The sequence below is a fragment of the Mucilaginibacter sp. P1_D10 genome, assembly GCF_056406215.1.
Genome location: NZ_JBFUAP010000002.1, coordinates 371408 through 391390 on the forward strand (window position 1 = coordinate 371408; position 19983 = coordinate 391390).

A 19983-nucleotide genomic window follows, 5' to 3' on the forward strand; every position below is an offset into this window, starting at 1 on the left:
GCAGGCTAAGGCGTTAAAAAATATCGATATCGGCAAAGGTAAAGGCCAGTTTCTCCGGCGCAATGCCCGAGCCAAGGTCCTTGATGGCGATAACGAACGATGGTACAGGCTCTCCGTACGCTTTTAGCAGGCTATGCAATTTGCTTTTGGTATTTACCTGGAACTGCAACTGACTAAGCCCCAGCTTACGGCAAAGCCTTTGCAGCCGGGTCATCACGGTTTCGAAATTATCCGCGTAGCCGGTGATATCGCCAACTATCAGGCCGTTTTGTATCTTAAACCAAACTAAGGCCTTGCCTATTTGCAGGGTATGAGTGTTAGTATAATTCTTGTAAGCAAGGAACTCCTCGTCGCGGTAAACGCCGCCGTAACCCTCGGCCAATACCGAATTGGGGACCCCGCTTTTTGGTTGCCGGCGCCTCATTGCGGTTTTGCAGTATGCCGTGTAAAGGCCTTTCAGGTTTAGCTTGCCGGCCAGCTTTTCGAGCGGGAGGGATTTTACAGGGAGGGTAAACCGTTGCAGAGAACCGGCTTCCTGCCAACCCAGGTTATTGATAAAGCCCGGCAGTGAATTTTGGTTGGGGAAGCCGAATATTAACCTGATGCCTTCTTTTTGGCACAGGGCGTAGGTGCGTTTGGCCAATTCAACAAAAAGCCCTTTCTGGCGATGGTCGGCGTGGGTCATGGTATCTGCCGATTGTGCTGCCAGCACCAATTTACCCTTGTGTTCTATAAAGCAGGGTATCACCCCGTAAAAAGCCACGGGCAGGCCTTTATTGTCATACGCAAGGAAGCCCGTATAGGTAACCACGGTAAAAGCGGTGTTGTATTTTTTAAGGAAGTAATCCTGGGGCAATAGTTTGCCATATACGGCCATGTGCAGATAAGAAAGGCAGCTTAGCTTATCTACATTGAAACGTTCGATGCGGTATGTGCCGTCGAAGATTTTACTGTCAATAGGTGCCTTTAATGTTTGCATTCATTTGATTTGTAATTGAGATAAAAGGGTTTATGGTAAGCCGTTCCCGCATAGCGCGGTCGGCATGGGATCCATTAAGGTCTGTAGCTAACAATTGGGTGTAGCCTATTGTTTTAAATAAATGTAAATTTTTTTTCGGATAGCTCCCATAGGGGAAAGCAAGGCTATTTACAGGCTTGCCGGTAAGGCTTTCGAGGTATTGTTTGCTGGCTGTCAGCTCCTTAGCTGCATCTACCGCGGGGATACCGGCGAGGTCGTTATGATAGTACCCGTGTGAGCCTATTGTGATATACGGCGAAGCAGATGCTACCTGTATTTGCGCGGGTGTCATCTGTAGCCAATAGTCGGTATCCAGGCCTTTTTTGCGGAAGGGTACCAATTTATCCAGCAGGCGCATCAATTCGGCTTTTTCGGCAAAGCCGGTTTGGCGCAGCTTATCGTTCATGCTTTGGCCCCTGGCATTTACGTATTTGCAGTAACGATTTTTGAGGTATCGCTCTCCCCGGAAATCCAGTGCCGGCGGACCGTATTTCCCGGCGATACTCAGCTGGTCGTTCCATAAAATATCATACCCTGCGTCGCGTATGGCCGTTACGAAAAATGTTGCCGGTGTTTTATATTGCTCAAGCAAGGGCAGCGCGTAGTGGTAATTATTGGCGAAACCATCATCAAAAGTGAGGCAGATATTGAATTTTGTGGACGAGAAACGCTGCGCGAAAAAATCGTCTAACGATACCACATTGAAGTACCGCTGGTAATACTGCAGGTGCTGTTCAAAGGTTTTCTGAGTGATGAAAAGGGTGTTGTACTTCAGCGGATCCTTTTGGCAGATGCCATGGTACACCAATATGCGGTTGCCCCGGGCCTTGGCAAAGTGCGCTGCATCCATGCCCATAAAATGCCTTGCATTGCCCCGCAGGTACCGGGCTTCGCGGCTTGTTTTGGTCAGTATTTTGTTCAGTGCGCTTATCATTAGGCGGCGGGCTCTGATGGATGATAAACCGGGAATTGCGTATCGGCCTTGTATTGGCGTATCTCGGCCATCAGGCCCTGCAAATCGCCTTGCACATATTTGATGCTGTTACCTACGTACAGTTTGCTGAACTGGTTCAGGGGTATATCCGTTAGCTGGTGGTAAAGGCTTTGGTCGAACAGGCGGATAGTGCCCTTTTGCATCACCATCAGGATATCCTCAGGTTTGGTACCATAGAAAGTATCCAACGGCGTGCTATCGGGCCTGGTTTTTACGATGACCAAATCAGCATCCAAACCCAGGGCTATGCGGCCGCAATTAAGCTTCCATGTTATGGCGGGGTTATGGGTAAGGGCATCGTAAAGTTCATCATCTTTAAGCATGCCCGTGCCGCGCCCCGTGCGGATATGCTCCCATATGTCCCAATCTCCGGTAAGCGTGGAATCCGTGCCGAACAAAATGCGGGTATGCTTCTTGAGGTGTTGTACCGGTGCCGTTGCGCCGAGCAGGAAATAATTGGATTGCGGGCACCAGACCACCGCCTTAAACGACTTTGCGAGAGAAGGCGTAAGCGCCACGCCATGTATGCCGATGAGTTTACGATGCAATAAGTTCCAACTGATAAGCTGCTCTACTTCGCGACGGGCTGCTGCATCGGTGCCTTCGCCCGTGTGTATGGCCACGGGTAGGTGCATCTTTAAGGGGTTGTTAAGCCGCCTTTTCCAATGCGGTTCGAAATGCACGGAATGTAAATCTTGCGTCGCCTCGAATACGCTTATCAGCTTATCGCCTGTTATTTGATGCTCGCCATGGTTTACCACTGTGGTTACGCCGCAAATCAGATTTTTATATATGCCCCATTGCTCGCGCAAGTGTTGCGGTATCTTTTGTACGGCGGCTATCTCCGTTGCATAAGTCTCATGGATATGCCTGCCCCATTCGGTGTAGTTGGCGTATTTGCGTGTGCCTAATTGCGGGAAGAGGTTAAAATCGAGATGGTCGTGCGAGTTGATGAGACCGGGGAAGATGAGGGCATTAAGGAACATAGCCTGCTGGCAGTCCTTCGAGGTAAGGGGCACATCGGATATGGATGCTATTTTACCCTCCTTCACCCGGATGCTCACGGTTTGCCCGTCTATCAGCTGCACGTTATTCAGTATCATTCCCCCTCCTCAAATGCATGCCATAAATTATCGGGAAATCTTTATAGGTATCGTATACATGCAGCGCGTTTTGCTGCTCGTAATAATGCCGTACCGATTCGTCGATTTTAAGTTCCTCCTGTGCTACCAGTCTGAAACCATGCGCCAGTAATATCTCTTTAATGCTGCTGGTAAGGTGCACGAAATTTTGGATGGCGATGGTAGCATTATCATGCCGGAATGTGCGTTTGCCTCCGAAAGCCAGCGTACTGGGGTGGAAATCGGTAATCAGGATATCTGCCTTAGGTTTCAATATGCGGCACCAGGCCTGCAAAGCTTCGCCGAGGTTCTTGATATGGGCCACCGTAAGGGTAGATACGATGGTATCGTAGCTTTTGGAGGGGATATCCTTAAAAAAGTTATCGGTTATCTGGTAGGTTTCGGCACCGGGGTGTTTCTGCTCCAGCCGGCGCAGCATGCCCGACGATACATCGAAGCCAGTAAGCTTTGCGGGCCCCATATCCAGCATCCGCCGCCAGTGGCGGCCCGTGCCGCAACCAATATCGGCTACCTTTTTTTGGTGGATGGGCAGGCCTTGCAACAGTTTGCAAAACAGCGCCTCGTCCAAATCGAGCATTAGGTTTCCCGGCTGCTCGTCGTAATTTTTCGACCAGATATCATACGCCGTTACCGAGTCCCGCTCGCTGATGGGCGAATGGAAAAGGTGTTGCTTAACATAATTTTTCAGCGCGTCTATCACCACTACTTTAATTATTGCCGGGTTATTTAAGGTTACGCGGGCTGCATATGAAAGGTTGCCCACCAGGCTTTATTTACAGGCGCAGGCAACTCACCTAAAAGCGCTGGCGTATTGTTTATGTGCGGGTGATTAGAGGATAAGGAACAAGTTTTTGTTTATATGGGGGCCCCCGGTTGCAATTGATGAGGGTAACGCCTCATCACACCGGGGGATTTTTAATTTTTAAAGTACAGCCGCGCGTATTACATGAACCAGATATTACTATTCAACCCAAAAAGTTCGATAAATAAGTACCGCATACCCAATTCTATCCTGAATATTGCGGCATCGGTAGAGGGTAAATATGGCTGGATAATCGTAGACGGCAACTGCGAAGCCGACCCTTTGGCAAAAATCGAGGACTACCTGCAAAATAACGGCGTAAAATACCTGGGCTTTACGGTAATGCCCGGCCCGCAGCTTAGGCAGGCCATCACCATAGCAAAAGCGGTAAAGGCAAAATACCCGCATACCAAAATGATATGGGGCGGCTATTTCCCATCTAACCAGCCCAATGCAGTGCTGTATTCGGGCTATGTAGATTTCATCATCAACGGCCCGGGCGATCATGCCTTCCCCGCATTGATTGATGCGCTGGAAAACGGTACGCCCTACGAGTTCATCAGGAACCTCATTTATAAAGCCGAAGATGGCCGCATACACAAAACCGCCAAGGAAGATTTGATAGACCAGGACGGGCTGCCACCTTTGCCCTACGATAAACTGGCAGCGTTTTACCCCATACCCAAGTTTTTGGGTAAAACCTACCTGGGCGAAAAAACGCTGGCCTACCACTCCAGCATCGGTTGTCCGTTCACCTGTTCGTTTTGCGCGGTAGTACCTATTTACGAGGCGCGCTGGAAAGCTAAATCGGCACAGAAGGTTTATGAGGATGTAAAATACATCAAAGATAAATGGGGGGCAGATGCTATCGAGTTCCATGATAATAACTTCTTCGTTTCCGAGAAACGTGCCGTAGAGTTTGCCCGACTGATCAAACCCGAGAATATGACCTGGTGGGGCATGGCCCGGATAGATACTATGCACAAATTCAAGGATTCGTCGTTAAAGGCCATCCGCGAATCGGGCTGCAAGATCATCTTCTTCGGCGCGGAAAGCGGCAATAACGCCATACTGGAACAGATGGACAAGGGCGGCACCCAAACCGGCGAGCAGATCATCGAGTTTGCCTCGCGATTGAAGAAATTCGATATCATCCCCGAGTATTCCTTCGTACTAGGTACGCCTGCCCCCACGCAGCAGCAGGTACAGGCGCAGATTGATTTCGAGATTGATTTTATCAAGAAAGTAAAGGCCGTAAACCCCAAAACCGAGATTGTGATATACACTTATAGCCCGGTGCCTACCGAGGGTTCTGAACTGTACAAGCAGGTGCTGGCCAGCGGTTTCAGGTTCCCGGAGACGTTGGAAGATTGGATAAGTCCGGCCTGGGAGAGTTTCGACCTGCGCAAGAATCCGCTTACGCCCTGGCTCACACCCGAGATGATAGATAAGATACGGAATTTTGAGACCGTGCTGAACGGCGTGTACCCCACGGTAACCGATATACGCCTCAACTGGCTAAAACGCAAAGCCATCAAACTCGTGGCCGGATTACGCTATAAAATAGATATATACCATTACCCATACGAGATAAAGCTTTTGCAAAAGGTGTGGCGCTACCGCCAGCCCGAAATACAAGGTTTTTAATGACTGATAAGATGCCCTTGCCCCAAAACGCTCCACCGCCGACTGACACCAGCACCGATTTTGAGATGCTGTACCTTGCCGTGCGCGCGCTGGAAGGAAGGATTTATTCGGATGAGGAATTGCTGCAACTGCCGGAGATAGCGCCATCGCACCGGCATTATAAGGAATGGCAGGTAAGGAAAGGTTCGGCCGACAGGTTGATAAGCTACCTGGCTAAAAAGAATAAGCCACTTTATATTTTAGAAGTAGGCTGCGGCAACGGCTGGCTGGCCGCAAAGCTGGCGCAGATAAAGGCGGCCAATGTTGTTGCGCTTGACGTGAACGGCACGGAGGTGGCTCAGGCCGCAAGGGTGTTCAAAAAGCAGAACCTGCAGTTCTTTGCCGGAAGCGTGGATGACGGGCGCTTCGAGGGCGCAAAGTTCGATATCATCCTTTTCGCGGCATCTATCCAATATTTTTCGCCACTAAGGGATACCATCCAAAAAATGCAGCAATACCTTATGGATGGCGGCGAGATACACCTCATCGACAGCAATTTTTATACGGTATTCAATGTCGATGATGCTGCAATGCGCACGCAAGAATATTATTCGGCTATGGGTTACCCGCAAATGGCGGAGTTTTATTACCACCACACGCTTGATGAATTGGCGACTTTTAGCCACAAGGTGCTGAGCTCCCCCCACAGCCTCAGGAACCGTTTGCTGAAACGGAGTCCGCTTTATTGGGTACGGATTAACAAGGAAAACGCATGATAGGGCAGGGCATATACCATACCTTTAAGCGTTACCGCACGCTGCAAACGCACAGGATACAGGCTTTGCCTGTGGTGATCCTGATGCCGCACAGCGCCTGCAACTGCCGTTGCGTAATGTGCGATATTTGGAAGGATAACAAAAACCTGAAACAGCTGACCGCACAGGACATTAGCGGATTGCTTGGCAGCCTGAAGCAACTGGGCACGCAAAGGGTACTGATGAGCGGCGGGGAAGCCCTGTTGAATACGAATTTCTTTACGCTGTGCAGGTTGTTGAAGATGCAGGGCATGAAGATAACGCTACTCTCTACCGGTTTATCAGTAAAAAAGCATGCCGCAGAAATTGTTAAATGGGTAGATGACCTCATTCTATCCCTGGATGGCGACGAAGCCCTGCACGATGCCATCCGCGATATCCCGGGGGCCTTCAGGAAACTAAAGGAAGGCGTGGAACAGCTGCGCACTATCAATCCGCAATACCCAATAACAGCCCGCACGGTTATCCATCGGCTCAACTTTCGTAACTGGTCGGCTATTTTAAGGGCGGCCCAGGGGATGGGGATAGACCAGGTAAGCTTTTTGCCGGCAGACGTAAGCAGCCATGCCTTTAACCGCCAGGTAGCCTGGAGCGAACCTAAGCAGCATGAGATTTTGCCCGGCGAACAGGAGTTGGACGAATTAAAAGCCGTAGTAGAACAAGTGATAGACGGCAATTTCCCGCCGGGTTTCATTGCCGAACCGCCCGAAAAACTCAGGGATATTCATAGGTATTACGCCGCTTTTTACGGGCATAACACCTTCCCCTTCAAAAAATGCAATGCCCCCTGGGTATCGGCAGTGATAGAAGCGGACGGCAGCGTTCGCCCATGTTTCTTTCATGAGGCTACGGGCAATATTCGCGATAATTCGTTAACAGAGATACTGAATGGCCCTGCCGCGCTGGCTTTCCGCAAAACATTGAACATGGGCAGTAACCCTACCTGCGAAAAATGCGTGTGCTCCTTGAATTTATCGCCCCTAACCAAGCTTAACTGAGATGGAAGGCCTAAATAACATATTATTCAGTCATTCGTATTTCCTCCAGTTCGACCCGAAACAATGGGCGTTGGGGCAGCCTTATGCGCCTCTGGGTACGCTATACGCTGCCGCGCTCATGCGCCGCGAGGGCTATAAGGTGAGCCTGTTCGATACCATGTTTTCGGCAGATGCTGATGAGGTTATCCCAGCGCTAGCCGAAAAGCCCGGCTTTTTCGTGATATATGATGATGGGTTTAACTACCTTACCAAAATGTGCCTTACCAATATGCGCGAGGCCGCTTTTAAGATGTGCAAGTTGGCCAAAGCGCAGGGCTGTACGGTAATCGTTTCCAGTTCAGATGCTACCGACCGCTATGCCGACTACCTGGCCGAGGGCGCCGATTTCGTCATCATAGGCGAAGCGGAGCATACCCTGCTGGAGTTGTGCAATCATATCAAAACCGGCGGCCTGGATTATGCGGGCATCATGGGATTGGCTTACCACCTAGGTGATAAAATTACGAAAACGCCCGGCCGCTCCGTGATTAAAGATTTGGACAGCCTGCCGTTGCCCGCCTGGGATTTGGCCGATATGGCTAAATACCGCGCCATGTGGCTGCAGAGCGCAGGCTATTTTTCGGTGAATATTGGCACTACGCGGGGCTGCCCTTTCAAATGCAACTGGTGCGCCAAGCCCATTTACGGCAACCGCTATAACTCACGCAGTCCGCAAAACGTGGTGGAGGAAATTAGGCTGCTGAAGCGGAATTATGGGATAGACCATATCTGGTTTTGTGACGATATTTTCGGCCTGAAGCCAGGTTGGGTATTAGAGTTTGCCCGCTTGCTGCAAGAGCAACAAATCACCATCAGGTACAAAATACAATCACGCGCCGATTTGCTGGTGGAGGAAGACCTGGTGGAAGCCTTGGCCCAATCGGGTTGCGATAATGCATGGATAGGTGCCGAAAGCGGCTCGCAAAAAATATTGGATGCCATGGATAAAGGCATCACCATAGCGCAGATAGGAACCGCTACCGCGTTGATGAAACGCCACGGTATCAAGCCCTCGTTCTTCATCCAATTCGGTTATCCCGGCGAAACCAAAAGCGATATAGCCCTCACTATCGCCATGATAAACCGCCTGTTGCCTTTCGAGATAGGCATATCGGTATCGTACCCGTTGCCGGGCACCGTGTTTTACGACAGGGTAAAGGCCGAACTGAAAAAGAAAACTAACTGGACAGATTCCGACGAGATGGCACTGATGTTCGCTAACACTTTCCCCGCGCCATATTATAAGCAGCTGCACCGATACGTACACCAAAACTATCACAAGCATCTGGCATTGAGTAACCTCACCAGGCTGTTCAAAAACCCGGCGGCTTTTACGATGCAGAGCCTGAAAAAAGCCCTCTCGGTGCTGTACCACACGCCGCGCACTTATATGGAAAAACTGAAGTTGAACCGCCTGGAACGCGCCTTATGACAGAGACCATCCACAATGAGCAACTAGCCGGGGCAGCCTTCAGCAATCAATCGGCTGTGTTCGATGACTTGTACGGGGCCGATACCATCATTGCCTACAAACGCAATCGGGTACGCAGCAATGTTTTGCAATACCTAAAACCAGGCAGCCACATATTAGAACTCAACAGCGGCACCGGCGAAGATGCCCTGTTTTTTGCGCAGGAAGGCTTTAAGGTGCATGCTACTGATATCTCCGAAGGGATGCAAAGCCAGCTTCAATGCAAAGTGAAATCAGCGGGGATGGATGACAGGGTAACCAATGAGCTATGCTCTTTTAACCACCTGGAGCAACTTAAAGAACGTGGACCCTATGACCTCATTTTCTCCAACTTTGCCGGCCTCAACTGCACCGGCGAACTGGATAAGGTGCTGGCCTCATTTTCCTCGCTGCTGAAGCCGGGTGGTACGGTAACGCTGGTTATCCTGCCCAAATTTTGCTTATGGGAAACGTTGTTGGTGTTCAAAGGTAAATTCAAAACCGCATTCCGCAGGTATTTCAGTGCGAAGGGGCGCAAGGCGCATGTAGAGGGCGTGCATTTTACCTGCTGGTATTATCCGCCATCGTACATCAAAAAACACTTAAAAGATGAGTTTGACCTGCTGGGCATAGATGGACTTTGTACCATTGTGCCACCATCGTATATGGAGGGTTTTGCCGAAAAGTATCCCCGGCTATACCGGTTTTTGGTGAAGCGGGAGGATAAGCTTAAAGCCACCTGGCCCTGGAAATATGTCGGCGACTATTACATCATCTCGCTGCGGAAGAAGGGTTGATTATTGCGCTACGCGCTCCTCGGTTTGCTGCAACACATAGGTCAGCTTTTGTTTGTACCGCTCCATCAGCCGTTTTTGGAAGTTCAACGGATCTGGTTTGGCAAAGTGCTTGCCGGTGGCCATACTCATCACCAAGCCACGCATGTTCAGCTTTTTCCGGGAGGTTTTCTTATCCCACCTGCTGGCGGTTATGCGCATCAGCACATCATCCAGCATATTGCCGAAACGGTTATCCAACAGCCATTCTGCCAGTGCTTTTAAGCCGTAATTCCTCAGGGGCTTTGCCGATGCCAGCCGCAGGGTTTTATTGGGTAGCAAGGCGCGGGTCCAGGCATTGGCGGCGTAGAATTTCTCGAAGGTTACATCGCCCTCTAAGGGTATCAGCGTATCGGTTTCTATGGCGGTGTAGATGTTCTGCTCGGCAATCTGTAGTTGCTGCTCGTCTATATAATAGTTCATGCAGTAATGGTGCTGCCGGTTCACCAAAAAGGTGAGCTTTTTAAAGCAGTGCATCAGCGTGCGCGCCACCCAAAGCCGGTTTTTGGCCGTGATGATGAACAGGTCGATGTCCGATTTCTCATCCGCAAAGTTCTTGGATAGCGAGCCGGAGATGCCAATGCCCCGCACATAAGGGAACCTGATGAGGAAGCTGCCTACCTCGCGCGCTTTAGCAATCAATTCGGCTGCCTTTTTATTGCCTTTATTGCGGCGTAGGATAACCAGGTAGTCGTTTTTCAGCGCGTAGTATTTATCCAGATGGTAAACCATTTTGCCCGCAACGAGGCAATTGAGGGCATCGTTGAACTCGTGCCGGCAGTGCCGCTCGCCCAAAAACAGAAAGATTTCGCCGTACGTCAACGGGTAATCGAACATGTCAAAATACGCGAGGGTGGCTAATATGTTTTTTTGGACGGGTGACACGATGCTGTTTAAGATATTTTTTACGGCCGGTTTTACCGGGATTGTATCTGCTTGTTACTATAGATATGACGGTGCAAAAGCGTGTTGGGTTGCCTGTTAATAAACTATTTATGCTAATGCCAAGGAGCGCCGGGTTATCCTGAGCGTGTCGAAAGGCGCGCGTAAAGGCCTGCCCGCTATGGTTCGACAAGCTCACCATCACCCACCACACAACATAGAACTGGTAAATGTTTCAGGGCCCTACCGGGCGAATCGGCCCGGTGCCCAACCGCTTTGCGCTCCATCAATTTTGCATATGGGGTGCCGGGATAAACTCGGCACGACCGTATGTTTTAAGTTTCCGCCGCCCAACCTTATCGGACTCCTTTCTCGCGTCCCCCGAAAACACCATGAACGAAAAGAAAAGTGCATAGAAGAAGATGCCCTTATCTACATCCAGCAGATTTTCTGAAAAGGATACTGTGGCGATGATAAGCATAAAGCTGAACAACAATACATCGCGCCTACGTATAGCCTGCCGGAAGCCGGAATACAACGTAACCAGATAAACCAATAGGCCAACAAGGCCCGCTTTTATCAGCAGGCTGATGAACTCGCTATGCGCATTCAGCCCCGCCAGGTACGAGCGGTAGAAATGATGCCCGAAAAATTCTTCTTTCAACAGCCCAATCTCCGAGCCTGCGCCATGGCCAATTACCGGCGATTTTGCCGCCAGTTTCAGTGCAAGTTGCCAGCGCGCCAGCCGGGGGTCGAAAAGTTCATCGGCTTTGGCTTTGCTCAGGTCGGTTTTCAGGTCGGTAATGTATCGTTCCTTAAAATTATCCATCTGATAAATGCCGGCGATAAGCAAAGCCGAAACCGACAGCGTTACGCCAGTGTAGCGCAGCAGACTTTTGCCCTTTAGCAGAAATAGCGGGATGGCGATATTGATGATGACGAGCAAAGCAACCGATACCGATTTGGAGCTGAGCTGAATGATGCCGGCAGCTAACACAAGGGTGCAGCAAATGCATAAAGCCCGATAGGCGCCAGGCTTCGCTTTTACCAATTCCGTTACCAGGTATGCCAGCGCAAGCGCTATCTGCATGGAGAAAAACGTGGCGTGTATCTCCAGCGGACCGGCAAAGTTATGGTTGGTAAAATCGGCAGAATATATGGCAGATATAGGGAAATGATAAAAACGGATAGCCCGGAATGCCTGCAGGTACAGGTAAAGGATGGCCACCGTGCTGCCCAGAGCGAAGCTGAGCAGTAGCGGGGCGCGGTATTTCTTCAGGTCGATAGGGTTGAGGCTGAACACCAGCGGGAAAAGCAGGATGGTGATTTGCTTGCCCCATTCGCCAAAGGCCACAGGCTTATTGATGCTGTAAGTAGTAGCGGCGAGCGTTAGGAAGAATATGGATGCCAGTGCCAGGTTACGCAGAGTGAACAAGGGTTTTACCTCCGCCCGTTTTAAATGGATAAGCGTATGTAGTATAAAGCTGATGAGTATCAGGTGGCTGTAGAACATATCATAAGGCAGGCTCAGCAGCAGCAGGGCCAAATGATAATAGCTTATACGGTTGGCAAGGCTATCCCCGCGCGGGAACAATTCTTTCAAAGGTGTGGGCATGGTAGCATTCCAAAATAAATTCCTCGTACTCGTCTATCACCTTTTCCCAGTTAAACTGGTACTGTATTTTGTGCAGGTTGTTTTTTACCATGGTCCGTTCGGTATCGTGCCGCTGCACATTCTCAACCAACCGACGTACCTCAGCAGCATTGTCGAAATAAAACGCGTCGCTTTGCAGCACCGATTTATTGAAAGGATTGTTGTGCGCGGCAATGAGGGCCTCGCTGGCCATAGCTTCCAGCAGCGAGGGGTTGGTGCCGCCTACGCTGTGCCCATGGAAATACAGGTAAGAGTTGTTTTGCAACGAGCGCACTACCGCATTATCGAATATGGAGCCTTTGAATTGTATGCGACTATCGTTCTTGAATCGGTGCGTAATGTACTTGCCGAAACGGTTGCCTGTATCGCCCAGCACCTTGAAGTTTTTGGCAGATGCGCTTTCGTTGAAGCCCTCTAAAATTGCCTCGATATTGTTCTCCGGCTCCATGCGGGCCATCAGCAAAAAATAATCTTCTTTTTGGGCATCTGTTTTATCCAATTGCTCGCGCTCTTCTTCCGAGAATAAATCCGCACCGTAAGGAATGTACCGGCTATCGATGCTGTATTTATCTTTAAGGTAAGTGCCGATGACTCTGGAATCGGCGATGTAAAACTGACTATACTTAACGGCCAGTTTTTCCGCATACTTCAAAAAGCGCTGCACAGGTTTGGAGTATTTGGAGCGTTTCCACTCCAGCCCGTCCATATTGGTGATGATGGCGCTGTTGGGCGGATACATGCGGCCCCAAACCGAACTGCTGGTGTAGCCCATCAGCAGCACCACATCGAAGTTACGGGTGCGGGCATCGCGCAGGCAGTTAAAATCGTAGGCGAACTGGCCTGCGGTGCCGATTAGATACTCCGGGTCGTAGCAGTGCACAATGTCTACCCCGTTCCAACTGCTCGCGGTATAGGGGTGGTTGTGCGAGTTGTAAACGGTTACCGAGTGGCCCTTTTGCACCAATCCTGCCGAAACATATTCAGAGATATGCTCAAACCCTCCATAGTAATTTGGTATGCCCCGCGTGCCCAATATGCCAATTCGTAATTTCATGTAGGTTGTGCTATTTGATATGCTTTATAAGTTTGTATAGCTGCCTGTTGCCAGGTAAATTGTTTTAATATCCTTTGCCGCAGGCCTTCATTAAAGGCGGCCTTGCTTGCCTTTTCTACCGCTGCCAGTATGCTTTGCGGCTCGGCGGGGTTGCAGTAATAGGCATCGTTGCCAAAGTACTCGCGTGTATCGCCCTTGTCGCTTATCACTATATTGCAGCCCATGGCAGCCGCTTCTACCGAGCTGAGCCCCGTAGTCTCGAACCAGCTGGGCAGCACATGCACCCTGGCACGGCGGTAATAATCTACCAATTCGGCCTGCGGCATATGGCTGATGAAGCGTACATTACTCGCCGCCATAGCCAGGCATTCGCGGTAGTATGCCGCATGGTTGGGTGCATGCGCACCTATCATCAGCAGGGTGAAGCGCGTGTTGTTGAGCGCCTTTATCAGGTTCTGCTGATTCTTGATACCCTCTATCCGCGCCACGCACAGTACCAGGCAATCATCCTTGCCCGTTGCATCATCGTTGTGGAACAACCCCGGATTAACCCCGTTGGGGATAACCCGGTACTGCGCCCTATGCTTATAGGCGCTGATGAGCCTCTCATATTCAGATACCGAGTTTGGTAGCACTAAGGTTGCCTCGCGTAGTATTTTTTGGATGCTTTTACGCTGGCCAAGCCGCAGGTAGGATATGCTTGAGAGATGGTCCTTCCCCATCAGCCAGCGGGCTATGGTCTTTACGTATTCGATACTGTTGACCGGCAATAGCCCCAGCAAGGCGCGTATGCCTTTGGCCTGGTGCTTATCGTACTCGCTATAGTCGCACAGGATGGTTGAAACCACAAAGGGCTTCCGCGCCTTTTGGCTGTGGTAAAGGATATCTGCCGGGCGTATGATATTGAAGAAATGCAGCAGGTTATATTCCTCATAAGCAATAGCTTCGTTGGCTAACTTTATTTCTACTTGTACGCCTAGCCCGGCAAGGTGCTTTGCCGTTTGCATTACCTGCACCGTATCCCCGCCGGGGACGGTGTGCAATGTCGATCGTGTGATGAATGCTACTTTCATTATCTGGCGAGGTTGATATGCAGCCAGTTGATGAATGATTGCGGTAGGTAGCTGATGGTATAAAGCAGGTAATTATCAAGCCGCAGGGGTTGCAGCGCAATGGCCCTGGCCATATGGTGGCGGGCCCTTTGAGGCTGGTAATTGTTCAGTAGGAATTTTTTGCCGCAGAGCGCATAGTAGGCTCCTTGTTTGTTTTTGGGCGAGTATTGCCTGCTGCCTATTTGCTGCAGCTCGGCACCTTCATCGGCGGTGATGCGCTGAGTTTTGAGCGAGGTGTTTTTTATCGACCTGAATTTTCGGGTGTGCCATTTCTCGTCGATAGTAACCGATTCGGGGTTCAGGCGTACTTTGATAAGCGGTTCGCGTAGGTTGCAGGCCATTTGTGTTTTGAGCATGCCGGCCCATAAAAAATGGTCCTCAAAGGTATAGGCATGTTCATTATAGCCGCCCGCCTTCATAACCGCCTCTTTTTTATACATCACACAGGAGTGTATCATGGGGCATACATCAAAAGGCAGGGCCAAGATCTGGTCGCTGCTGTAAGCCGCCAGTTGGTGCGTAAACAGAAACTCACCATGGGTATCAATATAATCCGCCTCCGAGCCTACGATGCTGTAGGCTGGGTTCGCCAGCATAAAATTGTACTGCGTTTGCAGCCTGTGGAGGTAACAAATGTCGTCGGCATCGAAACGGGCAATGTAGGGCGCGCGGGCATATTTCAGTCCTTTGTTCAAAGCAGCGGCAACACCCTGGTTGCTTTGGTGGATAACCACGATGCGCTTATCGGCGAAAGCGCTAATGGCTTCCAGCGTATTATCGGTAGATCCATCGTTTACAATCATTAGCTCAAAATCGGTAAAGGTTTGCGCCAGTACCGATGCAATGGCTTCGCTAATGTACTTGCCGGCGTTGTAGGCAGGCATCAGTACGGTAATATTTGGCTCAGGCATAAGCTGCTGCTCCTTCCTGCCCTTCGGCTGTTTCTTTAATGTTGAGGAATAGCAGCAGTTCGAAGAACACGATGATGGATAACTGCTCGAACCAATAATCTACCAACAGCACCGCCAGCATCAGCGCCAGTATGGGCAGGCCATAGCTAAGCTTTTTGTAATGCCGGGCAAAGAACCAAACGTAATAAATGGCGAAGGCCAGCAAACCAAGCAAGCCATATTCAGCCGCTAACTGGTTGTAAACAGAGAACGGACTGTTGGTAAGCGAATGCAGCCCGGTTTGCTTGCTGAAGAAATCGAGGTACACATCCAGATGGTTCTTTAGAAAATCAGAATTGATGTAGATGTATGTATGCGGATAGCCACCCGCGATCCCCAACCCCGTTGCCCTGAATGCCAGTTTAGACGAAAAATTCCCGATACCATCGCCCGCGAGTATCCTGGCCGGATGCTGTAACAAGAATTTACCCGTTTGCAGCATGCTGATGGCCTTGCCGGGCAATTGGGGCACTTTTACCGTTTTGGCAGAGATAGGCAAAGCGGCATCGTGCGTGTTGATGAAGCGGATGAGCGGCTGCTGCGCGGCCTGCGGCACTTTTATGCTTTGAAAACGAGCAGTGTGGATACTGTCTTGCGGCAGCATAATGCGCCCTTCCTCGTTGCGAATGACCGGCTTTACTGCCACCAGGGGCGGCTTGTCTTTGGTGTCTTTTAAATATAGGACGGCACTGAGACTATCGAGATAAAGCCTGGCTATTTTTTCTTTCCTTTCGTCGGGCGTGAGCACCGAGTCGGGGCGTTGGGTGATGGGCAGCGCCGCCGTCACGGCTTGCGCCACAGCCGGATGTGGTTTTTGCTTTTCGAAAGCATTCTTGATGGTTTCGGCTACGTAAATATTATTCTGCGGCGATACCTTCACCATAAACACCACCACGAACATGAGGCAGGTAACGATGAGGCTTTTTTGGGCACGGGTACTCCTGAAGATAAAAAGCGCGGCCAGTATCAGCAATAAAGCGATGTTGACAAAATTGCTGCCACAAAGGAGTAGCGTTGCCATGCAAGCCAACAGCATAACCGGTTTTTGCCGCACCAAAAAGTAAATAACGCCCATAGCATTCAGCGCGGCGTTGGTGGTAGAGGTATCGAAACTAAGGCCCTTGATATAATCGCCGGTGCCGATGAAATATTTTTGGTAATTGCCCTGGTAGGTGTAGGGGTTTATGGCGTGCGTTTCCCAAATGATGGCCAGCAGGTTTCCGGCGGATACCGCTATGTTTATGATGAAAAACAGTAGCAGCGTATGGTGAGTGGTCTCCGCAGTATGTTTTTCTACGGATAGTTTTACCTGGTGCACCGCCAATAGGCACAGCAGCCAGAAAAATACCCCCGTAATGATGACGATGATATAGTCGATATTCTGGTATCCCCGGTTGATGAAAAGCCCGGTAAGTGAAAGCGCAATGATGAGCGGATAAAACAAGGGCAGCCGCGAATTTTTAAGGCTGAAGCCGAATTTAAAATCGAACTGTAACAGGTAGATGATGGCGATGGCCGGGATTTTTACTGCAAGCTTTACGTTGAGAAAAAGCAGCAGCAGGGCCAGTAGCTTCCAATCGGCATAGCTTTTCCATTTTTGCAGGTAGGGGTACGTGAGGCTGGCGGCCATTGATGTTAGCGTTGTTGTTTAGATGCGGATGCGGCATATGTGGTGCGATAGCACCCCGGCCGCCCCGGTTTGCTATAAGCATTACGCCAGGGAATTGGGTATGGTTGCCTGTGCGGACAGGCCTTCCGATAATTATGCCGTAAACGCAGCCCTGGCCAACCCTGCATCACCGGGTTTTAGTTGCCGGGTGAGGAATAGCAGCAGCACATACAATAGGGAGGCGAAGGCCAGAGCCAGCCAGCAATTAAGCGCGAATAGCCGGACAATAATACCGCTGGCCAAAGCGCAAGCCATGCATATCCCCAGGTTTTGCCAGATAGGGTTCAATGCTTTAATTCGGTTTTGACTGATATAAAATGCCGCCTGTACGATGCACGAGGCCAGGAAACCGAAAGCCGCACCGGGGTTGCCAAAAAGCGGTATCAGCATCATATCCAACACGGCATTTACCGTGAAAGTGATAACGAAGCCTTTGAGTATCATCTTCATTTCGCCTTTGGCGAAGAAGATGGTCCATAAGAAATTGTTGAGGTATAAAAAGGGGATGCAAAGCGTAAGGATAAAAAGCGTAAGGCTGTTTACCGCGCCATATTTGCCCGCGGTAACCGCATCTACAAGAGGCGACCACAGCACGTCCAACACCAAACCCGTAAAGGCGGCGATAACCATTTCGGCACGGCAAAGATTTTTAAGAGCGGTAGTGTCTACAGCATGATGCTTGAACATTTTGGTAAAGCGGGGGATAAGCAACGGCGCAATGGCCAGCAGGGGCAGCGTGCTCATCTCGAAAACTTTGTAAGCGAAACTGTATTCGGCCAGTTTTACAGCCGATGCCATCAGGCCGATGAATACCCAATCGAAACGGGCCATGGCCGAAGTAAGCAGGTTCACGCCCGTTTGAGGCAGGGCCTCTCGCAGCAGCGCAGCATATTTTTGCCTGTGCCACATTAAGCGGAAGGTTACCTTAGTGCTGCGGCTAAAAATGACGACATTGATGATAAGTTCCAGCACATCACCCGCAATAAAAACCAAAGCCGCGTTGTGCAAGCTGATGAGATGTAATATGGCCAGCACCGTCAACGCTAAGCATCTCACCAAATTAGACACCAGTAACATGGCCGCCAACAACCTGAACCGCTCCAGCCCGCTTGCGGCCTGTTTGAACGGGGTGCTGAAATAGATCATCAGCTTACCGGCACCCACTAATAAAAGCAGCGCGAAGAAACCCGTGTTTGCCGGACTTAACCAATAGGCCAGCAATAGCAGGCTGTAAAATAGCAGCCCGGTAATCACCACGTGCGAAAGATAAAGCGATATTACCTCGCCGCTATTCTCGCCCGAGGCTATCTTGCGGATGGATACCTGGTCGATACCGAAAGAGAGCAGGTTAAAGGCCATCATCAATATGGCCAGTGCCAGGTTCAGCATACCGAAGCCGCTTTTATCCAGCCCGGTGGATAGGAGGTAAAAAATAGCCAGCCCTGCCACCTGGTTAATAGCCAGTTGCAAAGTATTCGCCGAAAGGTTTTTGAAGAGTTTGCTTTTCAATATGAGCGGGGTTCAGCAATAAAAAATACTCCTTTTTCCAAACAGGTTATACGTTTCTCCGAGGTAACTCAACTAGCTTAGTTATCTAAGGACAATCAGGTCGAAATACATTAGCCGAGTTATATTTTAGCCTTAGCCAAAATTCTCTCAGCCTTGGAAGTTTGTTGTGAAAAATCTATAGAGGCTTTTCTCAATGTGTAATTTTCTTCAGCTTTAGCATTAAATTTTGCTGCAGCGGCTCCCCTTAGTACGGGTATAGTCTTTATCGCAATTGCCACGCTGATTTTTATGTGTTAAGTAATGTCAATATAGGTAATTATTTTTGTTATTAGAGCACCCGGTATTGATAAAGGAAAATCGCGTTCAAACAAGTTGTTGATTAGGAGGCACCTACGGAGCCTTCTCGCTTTTTTCTGTTGTTCTATAAACACGATACTCCTCCGGAGTGTTTAGCCCGAATTGAGTTACGCTCCGTTAGGAGCACCCTGTTTATAGTATAACAAGCAGTGCCGTGGGCTCCGTAGGTGCCCCCTCTCTAAAAGCGCCCCCTTCGGTATCGATTGTAGTTTTACCCTGTTATCTAAATTCCGCCATCATTAAAAACACCATCTAAACGGCTTTGCTATATTCTACCACCAATTTTTTAGCTACCGGCGGCTTACCCGAAGATAGGTATTTGCGGCTTTGCAAAAGTTTTAGGTACTGATATTTAAGCCGGGTGTTTTTGTATAGCATCAGGGCGATATCCAGTCCCTCTCTGGCATCTAAAAAGCCGAGCCGCAAAACGTAGCTCATCACAAAACCGAATGCAGCCGAAAAATGGCACTTGAAAAAGCCTGCCTTTTTGCCTTGGTTGGCATATTTGGCCGCGCTTAAACGGGCATAATGTACAGCCTTTTGCCTGCACTCCTCCATATTGTTTACCGAGTAATGGTGCAGGTGCCCCACCAGCTTCATTATCTGCACGCCGGCAGGCAGTAGCAAGGTTTCGTGTACTTCGGTTTCTGACCACCTTACGCGGCTGCGGTTGAAAAGGCGGCGGTGATGATCGCGCCCCCAGGTGCCGTACTTTATGCGCTTTTGCCCAAAATAGGAGCGGAAGGCGATATCGTAAACCACATTAGGGTCTTTAAACACGAGTCTGTGTAGTTGCTCCACTAGTTGCATATCGGCCACTTCGTCGGCATCTATGCTCAATATCCAGTCGTGCTTTGCCAGCGCTATGCCTTTGTTTTTGTTGGCACCATAACCGTCCCAGGCTTTGTGGTAAACACGGCAGTTAAAGGCGCGGGCAATGGCGATGGTATCATCGGTACTGCCGTTATCTACAATCACGATATCATTGCTTATTAGGCTGGCCATCTCGAGGCAGCGGCCAATAATGGCCTCTTCATTCCTGGTGATTATTACGACGGAAACCGGTATCATGCGAAGAT

General features: G+C 49.9%; 18 protein-coding genes. 5 read left to right on the plus strand and 13 right to left on the minus strand.

Annotated features, from left to right (window positions below; translation table 11 throughout):
• Positions 1 to 13 precede the first annotated feature (13 nt).
• The 4 genes from AC1DYT_RS04030 to AC1DYT_RS04045 are packed head-to-tail and all read right to left on the minus strand — an operon-like array spanning position 14 to position 3917.
• Positions 14 to 979 (minus strand): GNAT family N-acetyltransferase, encoded by a 966-nt coding sequence (locus AC1DYT_RS04030; RefSeq protein WP_477468364.1) that lies wholly within the window; start codon positions 977 to 979, stop codon positions 14 to 16.
• A complete protein-coding gene (locus AC1DYT_RS04035) occupies positions 954 to 1952 on the minus strand; it encodes a polysaccharide deacetylase family protein (RefSeq protein WP_477468365.1) in 999 nt (332 codons plus the stop codon). The genes AC1DYT_RS04030 and AC1DYT_RS04035 overlap by 26 nt, the downstream gene beginning before the upstream one ends.
• Positions 1952 to 3115, minus strand: coding sequence for an amidohydrolase family protein (locus tag AC1DYT_RS04040; protein WP_477468366.1), 1164 nt, complete (start codon positions 3113 to 3115; stop codon positions 1952 to 1954). Before AC1DYT_RS04040 ends, AC1DYT_RS04035 begins: the two co-directional genes overlap by 1 nt.
• Positions 3102 to 3917, minus strand: a complete 816-nt coding sequence (locus AC1DYT_RS04045; RefSeq protein WP_477468367.1) for a class I SAM-dependent methyltransferase — start codon at positions 3915 to 3917, stop codon at positions 3102 to 3104. The genes AC1DYT_RS04040 and AC1DYT_RS04045 overlap by 14 nt, the downstream gene beginning before the upstream one ends.
• Before the next feature lie 183 nt (positions 3918 to 4100).
• Here AC1DYT_RS04045 and AC1DYT_RS04050 point away from each other — a divergent pair, with 183 nt between their 5' ends.
• The 5 genes from AC1DYT_RS04050 to AC1DYT_RS04070 are packed head-to-tail and all read left to right on the plus strand — an operon-like array spanning position 4101 to position 9681.
• Positions 4101 to 5603: a B12-binding domain-containing radical SAM protein gene (locus tag AC1DYT_RS04050; RefSeq protein ID WP_477468368.1), complete on the plus strand. Its 1503-nt coding sequence runs from the start codon at positions 4101 to 4103 to the stop codon at positions 5601 to 5603.
• Positions 5603 to 6358, plus strand: coding sequence for a class I SAM-dependent methyltransferase (locus tag AC1DYT_RS04055; protein ID WP_477468369.1), 756 nt, complete (start codon positions 5603 to 5605; stop codon positions 6356 to 6358). The genes AC1DYT_RS04050 and AC1DYT_RS04055 overlap by 1 nt, the downstream gene beginning before the upstream one ends.
• Positions 6355 to 7395 (plus strand): radical SAM protein, encoded by a 1041-nt coding sequence (locus AC1DYT_RS04060; protein WP_477468370.1) that lies wholly within the window; start codon positions 6355 to 6357, stop codon positions 7393 to 7395. Before AC1DYT_RS04055 ends, AC1DYT_RS04060 begins: the two co-directional genes overlap by 4 nt.
• A gap of 1 nt (position 7396) precedes the next feature.
• A complete protein-coding gene (locus AC1DYT_RS04065) occupies positions 7397 to 8866 on the plus strand; it encodes a B12-binding domain-containing radical SAM protein (protein WP_477468371.1) in 1470 nt (489 codons plus the stop codon).
• Positions 8863 to 9681, plus strand: coding sequence for an SAM-dependent methyltransferase (locus AC1DYT_RS04070; RefSeq protein WP_477468372.1), 819 nt, complete (start codon positions 8863 to 8865; stop codon positions 9679 to 9681). The genes AC1DYT_RS04065 and AC1DYT_RS04070 overlap by 4 nt, the downstream gene beginning before the upstream one ends.
• Here AC1DYT_RS04070 and AC1DYT_RS04075 read toward each other — a convergent pair whose 3' ends face one another.
• From AC1DYT_RS04075 to AC1DYT_RS04115, 9 genes are all read right to left on the minus strand, one after another.
• Positions 9682 to 10554 (minus strand): nucleotidyltransferase domain-containing protein, encoded by an 873-nt coding sequence (locus tag AC1DYT_RS04075; protein WP_477468373.1) that lies wholly within the window; start codon positions 10552 to 10554, stop codon positions 9682 to 9684.
• Between the two features lie 331 nt (positions 10555 to 10885).
• Positions 10886 to 12214, minus strand: coding sequence for an O-antigen ligase family protein (locus AC1DYT_RS04080; protein ID WP_477468374.1), 1329 nt, complete (start codon positions 12212 to 12214; stop codon positions 10886 to 10888).
• Complete coding sequence (locus AC1DYT_RS04085) at positions 12174 to 13307, minus strand: DUF1972 domain-containing protein (RefSeq protein ID WP_477468375.1); 1134 nt, start codon at positions 13305 to 13307, stop codon at positions 12174 to 12176. The genes AC1DYT_RS04080 and AC1DYT_RS04085 overlap by 41 nt, the downstream gene beginning before the upstream one ends.
• The gene (locus AC1DYT_RS04090; protein ID WP_477468376.1) at positions 13304 to 14380 is read right to left on the minus strand and encodes a glycosyltransferase family 4 protein; all 1077 of its coding nucleotides are present in this window, start codon (positions 14378 to 14380) and stop codon (positions 13304 to 13306) included. The genes AC1DYT_RS04085 and AC1DYT_RS04090 overlap by 4 nt, the downstream gene beginning before the upstream one ends.
• Positions 14380 to 15330, minus strand: coding sequence for a glycosyltransferase family 2 protein (locus tag AC1DYT_RS04095; RefSeq protein ID WP_477468377.1), 951 nt, complete (start codon positions 15328 to 15330; stop codon positions 14380 to 14382). Before AC1DYT_RS04095 ends, AC1DYT_RS04090 begins: the two co-directional genes overlap by 1 nt.
• Positions 15323 to 16999: a hypothetical protein gene (locus AC1DYT_RS04100; RefSeq protein WP_477468378.1), complete on the minus strand. Its 1677-nt coding sequence runs from the start codon at positions 16997 to 16999 to the stop codon at positions 15323 to 15325. Before AC1DYT_RS04100 ends, AC1DYT_RS04095 begins: the two co-directional genes overlap by 8 nt.
• 132 nt (positions 17000 to 17131) lie before the next feature.
• Positions 17132 to 18547, minus strand: a complete 1416-nt coding sequence (locus AC1DYT_RS04105; protein ID WP_477468379.1) for an oligosaccharide flippase family protein — start codon at positions 18545 to 18547, stop codon at positions 17132 to 17134.
• A 119-nt stretch (positions 18548 to 18666) separates the two neighbouring features.
• Complete coding sequence (locus tag AC1DYT_RS04110) at positions 18667 to 18825, minus strand: hypothetical protein (RefSeq protein WP_477468380.1); 159 nt, start codon at positions 18823 to 18825, stop codon at positions 18667 to 18669.
• A 331-nt stretch (positions 18826 to 19156) separates the two neighbouring features.
• On the minus strand, positions 19157 to 19975 hold the full coding sequence (locus AC1DYT_RS04115) for a glycosyltransferase family 2 protein (RefSeq protein WP_477468381.1): 819 nt from the start codon (positions 19973 to 19975) through the stop codon (positions 19157 to 19159).
• Positions 19976 to 19983: the final 8 nt, after the last annotated feature.